At 69.4% G+C, this 5882-nt stretch carries 4 protein-coding genes and 1 pseudogene; 1 reads left to right on the forward strand and 4 read right to left on the reverse strand.

Features of this window, described 5'->3' with window-relative positions; all coding sequences use genetic code 11:
- Positions 1-858: NAD-dependent epimerase/dehydratase family protein (locus AB4Y80_RS16795; protein ID WP_442215478.1), on the forward strand; the 858-nt coding region annotated here is incomplete at its 5' end.
- A gap of 181 nt (positions 859-1039) precedes the next feature.
- Here AB4Y80_RS16795 and AB4Y80_RS16800 read toward each other — a convergent pair.
- The 4 genes and pseudogenes from AB4Y80_RS16800 to rho form a co-directional block, all read right to left on the reverse strand.
- Positions 1040-1655 (reverse strand): annotated as a pseudogene (locus AB4Y80_RS16800) (L-threonylcarbamoyladenylate synthase); the annotation flags it as partial.
- A gap of 71 nt (positions 1656-1726) precedes the next feature.
- A complete protein-coding gene (gene prmC / locus AB4Y80_RS16805; RefSeq protein WP_442215479.1) occupies positions 1727-2614 on the reverse strand; it encodes a peptide chain release factor N(5)-glutamine methyltransferase in 888 nt (295 codons plus the stop codon).
- Complete coding sequence (prfA, locus tag AB4Y80_RS16810; protein WP_442215480.1) at positions 2607-3680, reverse strand: peptide chain release factor 1; 1074 nt, start codon at positions 3678-3680, stop codon at positions 2607-2609. Before prfA ends, prmC begins: the two co-directional genes overlap by 8 nt.
- A gap of 329 nt (positions 3681-4009) precedes the next feature.
- Positions 4010-5882: transcription termination factor Rho (gene rho / locus AB4Y80_RS16815; RefSeq protein WP_442215481.1), on the reverse strand; the 1873-nt coding region annotated here is incomplete at its 5' end.

Below are 5882 nucleotides of genomic sequence, written 5' to 3' on the forward strand. Positions count from 1 at the left end.
GGCCTGGAAGGGTCCGCGGCGTTTGCCGCACTGTGCGCGGCGCTGGCCGGGGCCGGCGTCGTCGTCAATGCCGCCGGCCTGGCGACCCCGGGTGAAGCGGACTCCCCCGAGCTCACCGGCGCGAACGCGCTGCTGCCGGCCGTCATCGCCCTGGCCGCCGCCGCGGCCGGCGTGGAACGGCTCATCCACCTGAGCAGCGCGGCCGTCCAGGGACACCGCCCCACCATCGATGAGAGCCGCGACCGGGCCCCTTTTTCGGCCTACTCGCGGTCCAAGGCGCTGGGCGAGGAGGCCCTGGAGGAATTGGCCGGGGCCGTGGGCACGGCGACGAACGTGGTGGTGCTGCGCGCGACGTCCGTGCAAGGCGCGACCCGCCCCACCACGAGGTCGCTAGTGAAGATCGCGGCCTCGCCGCTCGCATCCGTGGCCGCCCCCGGAGCGGCCCCCACGCCGGTGAGCTCCATCGACGCGTTGGCGTGGTTTGTGGTGGAAACCGGACTCTTTGCCGGCCCGGTCCCCGCGATCGTCCTGCAACCGTGGGAGGGGCTCAGCGTGGCCGAGGTCCTGGCGGCCGCCGGCGGCCGCCGGCCCCTGCACCTGCCTGCCGGGCTGTGCCGGCTTGTCCTCACGGTTGGCTATGCCGTCTCCGGCCTGGCCGGGGATCGCCTGCACGGCCAGTTGCGCCGGGTGGAACTCATGTGGTTTGGCCAGAGGCAACATCCGGGCTGGGCCCACGACGCAGCCCTGTTGCCGGCCCCCGCCGCGGCCAAGGTGCTGCGCCAGGCACTGGCGGCCCGCCACCACCCCCTCGTGGCACCTGACCCGCACCACCCCCTCGTGGCACCTGACCCGCAATAGATGTCGAAAATCGCCCCGTTCGGGGCTGCGGATTCGGCTGCGGACGCGAGTTCGGGTTCGGATTCGGCTACGGGTGCGGGCTCGATTTCAGCTTCGGGTACGGGCTCGGCTGCGGGCTCCCACATTTCCGGTTCGTCCAACAGGTTCAGCGCGCTGGGGATCATCCGGTGGATCTGCTCGTAGCTGATCGCCCCCTCACGGACCAGGCGCAGGCGCAGGCCCGTGGCATCCACAATCGTGGACGGGACGGGATCGGTGCCCTCCAGCGGCCGGAAGCCGTCCTCCAGATACACCTCGACRGACTCGGCCAGCTGTTCGCGGGCCGCTTGCGCCGTTTGGGCCGCCGGCGCCCCGGTGCGGTTCGCGCTGGAGACGGCCAGCGGTCCGGTCACGGCCAGCAGGTCAAGGGCCAGTTGATCGTCGGGAACGCGCAGCGCCACCGTGCCCACGGTGTCCCCCAGATCCCAGGTCAGGGACGGCTGGGCGTGAAAGATCAGGGTCAGCGGGCCCGGCCAAAACTTCTCCGCCAGCTTCCGGGCGTCGTCGCTGATCTCCGTCGCGAGCCCCTCCATGGTGCCGATCCGGGGAATCAGAACCGGCGGGGGCATGTCGCGGCCCCGGCCCTTGGCAGCCAGCAGCGTGGCCACCGCCTGGGGGGAGAAGGCGTCGGCGGCGATGCCGTACACGGTGTCCGTGGGGATGACGACAACCTGCTTGGCGGCCAGGGCCTTTTGGGCATGGGCCAGGCCGTCGGTTCGCTGGGCGTCGTTGGTGCAGTTATAGGAAGTGGTGCTCACTGGCCCATTCTTTCATCACCGCGCCCCAGTTCAAGAACCCGCCGCCAAGTCGCGCCGCCTGCGGACGGCGCCTAGTTGCGGTAGGCGCTGGTGGCCCTGTCCCGTCCGGACAGGTCCCGGTGCCCGGCGATGTCCCGCCACTGGCCTCCGGCGCGCAACAGCCGGGCCATCTGGCCGGCCTGAACTTCGGCATGCTCCATGACAAACCAGCCCCCGGGGTGCAGCAGCCGGGCGGCCGCGGCCGCAGCGGCGGCGGGCATTTCCATCCCGTCCGCTCCGCCGCCGAACAATGCCATGTGGGGATCGTGCAGCCGGACTTCTTCATCGCGGGGAATCGCGCCCGCCGGGATGTACGGCGGATTGGAGATGACCACATCCACCGTTCCGTCCAGTTCGGCCAAGGCATCTCGCATGTCGCCGTGCACCAGGTTGACCCCCGTGCCGGCCAGGTTCCGGACGGCCCATGGAAACGCGTCCTCGCTGAGTTCCACGGCATGGACCCGGGTGCCGGGAACCTCCGTGGCCAGGGCGCCGGCGATGGCACCGGAGCCGGTCCCCAGGTCCACGGCAATGACTTCGCTCCCCGGTCCGCGGTTCTGGTGCAGCCGTGTTAAAACGTCGATGGCCAGCTGCGCCACGGTCTCCGTTTCGGGCCGGGGCACAAAGACTCCCTTGCCAACGGCCAGCTCCCGGTGCCGGAAATACGCGATTCCGGTGATGTGTTGCAGGGGTTCGCGGGCAGCCCGGCGGGCCACGAGCGCGTCGTAGCCGGCCGGCGACTCACTCGTGCCAAATACCATGGCCCGCAGCTCGCCCAGCCCGACACCCAGCAGGTGGGCGGCCAGCAACTGGGCGTCCACCGCGGGCGACGGCACGCCTGCGGCGGCAAGGACCGCCGTCGCCCTCTTGAGCGCATCAGCCAGGGGAACGGGGCCCGTGCCGGGGAAAGCCTCAGTCACCCAAGGCGTCCAATCGGGATTGTTCGTCCATTTCGATCGCCGACTGCACCACCGGTTCCAGGTCACCGTTCATGACGGCGTCCAGGTTGTAGGCCTTGTAACCGGTGCGGTGGTCGGCAATCCGGTTTTCCGGATAGTTGTAGGTGCGGATGCGCTCGGAGCGGTCCATGGTGCGGATTTGTGACTTGCGGACCGCGGAGTTCTCGGCGYCGACGATGGCCTGCTGGTGGGCGAGGATGCGGGCACGGAGCACGCGCATCCCTGCCTCGCGGTTCTGCAGCTGCGACTTTTCATTCTGCATGGCCACCACGATGCCCGTGGGCAGGTGGGTAATGCGCACGGCGGAGTCGGTGGTGTTCACCGACTGGCCGCCGGGGCCCGAGGAGCGGTAGACGTCGATCTTGAGATCGTTCTGGTTGATCTCCACTTCTTCGGGCTCATCGACCTCGGGCAGCACCAGCACGCCGGCGGCCGAGGTGTGGATGCGGCCCTGGGACTCGGTGGCGGGCACGCGCTGCACGCGGTGCACGCCGCCCTCGAACTTTAGGCGGGCAAAGACGCCTTCGGCCGGATCGTTGGAGCGGCCCTTCACGGCGATGGAAATATCCTTGTAGCCGCCCAGGTCGGACTCGGTGGCGGAGATGACCTCCGTCTTCCAGCCCCGGTGCTCGGCGTAACGGGTGTACATGCGGACCAGGTCCGCGGCAAACAAGGCGGCCTCGTCACCCCCTTCCCCGGCCTTCACCTCAAGGATCACATCCCGGGCGTCATCGGGGTCGCGCGGGATCAGCAGGCGGCGCAGCTTCTCCTGGGCGGCGGCCAATTGGTGCTCCAGCACCGGCACCTCGGCGGCAAACTCGGAGTCCTCCGCCGCCATTTCCTTCGCCGCCTGAAGATCGCCGGTGAGCAGCTCCACCTGGTGGTAGCCCTCCACGACGCCGCCCAATTCCGCATACCGGCGCCCCAGCTTGCGCGCCAACGACTGGTCGGCATGCACGGCGGGGTCGCTGAGCCGCATTTGCAACTCGGCGTGCTCATCAAGCAACCCGTGGATGGATTCAAACATGTCAAAACCTCTCTCAACGTAAGTCAAGTCTAATAACGAAATCCCGGCCCGCGGGCGGGGACAAGGCGCGCAGGTGAGTCGGCGTCCCAGGCGGCGTGGCCGGCGTTTTTATAGTCCGGCGTCAAGGAGGCCCAAGGCCGCCCGCGGCCGAAGGCCGGATAGCCGGACGGAAAAACGCCGGCTCGGCCGCCGGACCCAAGCAGCGGGTCTCGCGCTCCGCCGCCCGCGCTGAGGGTCCACTGCCGGCCCGGTTAACGCACGAATCCGCCGAGGTCGTGAGGGAGCCCTGGGTGGGCCCCTTCACGACGAAGGCGGATTCGTGTCAGTAGCTACTTGTCGTGCTCGGCCTTGGAACCCAGGGTGGTCTTCTGGATCTGCATGAGGAACTCGACGTTGGACTGCGTCTCGCGGATCTTGGAGGTCAGCAGTTCAAGGGACTGCGTCATCTCCAGGCCGGAGAGCACGCGGCGCAGGCGCCACATGATCTTGACCTCTTCCGGGGAGAGCAGGTTTTCCTCGCGGCGCGTGCCGGAGGCGTTGACGTCCACGGCCGGGAAGATGCGCTTGTCGGCCAGCTGGCGTGAGAGGCGCAGCTCCATGTTGCCGGTGCCCTTGAACTCTTCGAAGATGACCTCGTCGGCCTTGGAACCGGTTTCCACCAGCGCCGTGGCCAGGATGGTCAGCGAGCCGCCGTTTTCAATGTTGCGGGCCGCCCCGAAGAAGCGCTTGGGCGGGTACAGGGCCGCGGAATCCACGCCACCGGAAAGAATGCGTCCGGAGGACGGGGCGGAGTTGTTGTACGCGCGGCCCAGGCGGGTCATGGAGTCAAGGAGCACCACAACGTCCATGCCCATCTCCACCAGGCGCTTGGCGCGTTCAATCGAGAGCTCCGCGACCTGGGTGTGGTCGTCGGCCGGACGATCGAAGGTTGAGGCGATGACCTCACCCTTGACCGTGCGCTGCATGTCGGTGACTTCTTCGGGACGCTCGTCAACAAGGACCATCATGAGGTGGACCTCAGGGTTGTTGGTGGTGATGGCGTTCGCGATCGACTGAAGGATCAGGGTCTTGCCGGCCTTGGGCGGGGAGACGATCAAACCGCGCTGGCCCTTGCCGATCGGGGCCACCAGGTCGATGACGCGGGGACCGATCTTCTTGGGGTCGGTTTCCAGGCGCAGGCGCTCGGAGGGGTACAGCGGCACCAGCTTGGAGAACTCTACGCGGTCCTTGAGCTCGTCCGGGTGCTTGCCGTTCACGCTGGTGACGCGCACCAGGGCGTTGAACTTCTGCCGGGCGCTCTGTGCCTGGCTGCGGTCCTCGCCGTCGCGGGGGGCGCGGATGGCACCGACGACGGCGTCACCCTTGCGCAGGTTGTACTTCTTGACCTGGGACAAGGAGACGTAGACGTCGTTGGAGCCGGGCAGGTAGCCGGAGGTGCGGACAAACGCATAGCTGTCCAGCAGGTCCAAGATGCCGGCGACGGGCAGCAGCACGTCGTCCTCGGTGACCTCTGAATCGTCAAAGTCCGGTCCCTGGGTGCGGCCGCGACGGCGTTCGTTGCGGTCCCGGAACCGGTCGTTGCGGTCGTTGCGCCCGCCCCGATCGTTGCGGTCACCGGAATCGCCGGAGTTGCGGTCGCGGCGGTTGCGGCGGTTGCGGTTGCTCCGTGAACCGTCTTCATCATCGCTGCGCTCGTGGCGTTCGCTGCCGCTGCGCTCGGTGGTCTGGCGCTCGGTGGTCTGGCGCTCGGCGCGCTCGGTGCGCTCGCTGCCTCGCTGTCCGCGGTTGCCCCCGCGCTGGTTGCGATTGTTGCCGCGCTCGAAGCGGTCGGCGTTCTCGCCCGCCTCGGAGCGGTCGTCGTGGGCGTCAGTCCCCTGGCCTCCGGTGTGGGGGGCGCTGCCGTTTTGCTCGTGGGCGGGCCGCTCGGCCTGGGCGGTGTGGTCGCCGCCGGCCGCCGGGCCGTCGGTGCCGGCGTCGGCTGTGCGGCCCCCGCCTTGCGCGTGGCGGTTGCGGGTGCGCGGCGGGCGTCGGGTCTCGCCGGTTGCCTCGGCCGAGTCGGTCCCGGCGACGGCGGCGGCCGGTGCCTCTGCCGGCGCGGCGGGGGCCTCGACGGCGGCCGGGGTGCCGGTGGTGATGATGCCGTCGCTGCTGGCGGCGCGGCGGCTGCGGCCACGGCCGCGGGCCGGACGCTCGGTCGCGGCG

It is taken from the genome of Specibacter sp. RAF43, assembly GCF_052114065.1.
Lineage (GTDB): Bacteria > Actinomycetota > Actinomycetes > Actinomycetales > Micrococcaceae > Specibacter.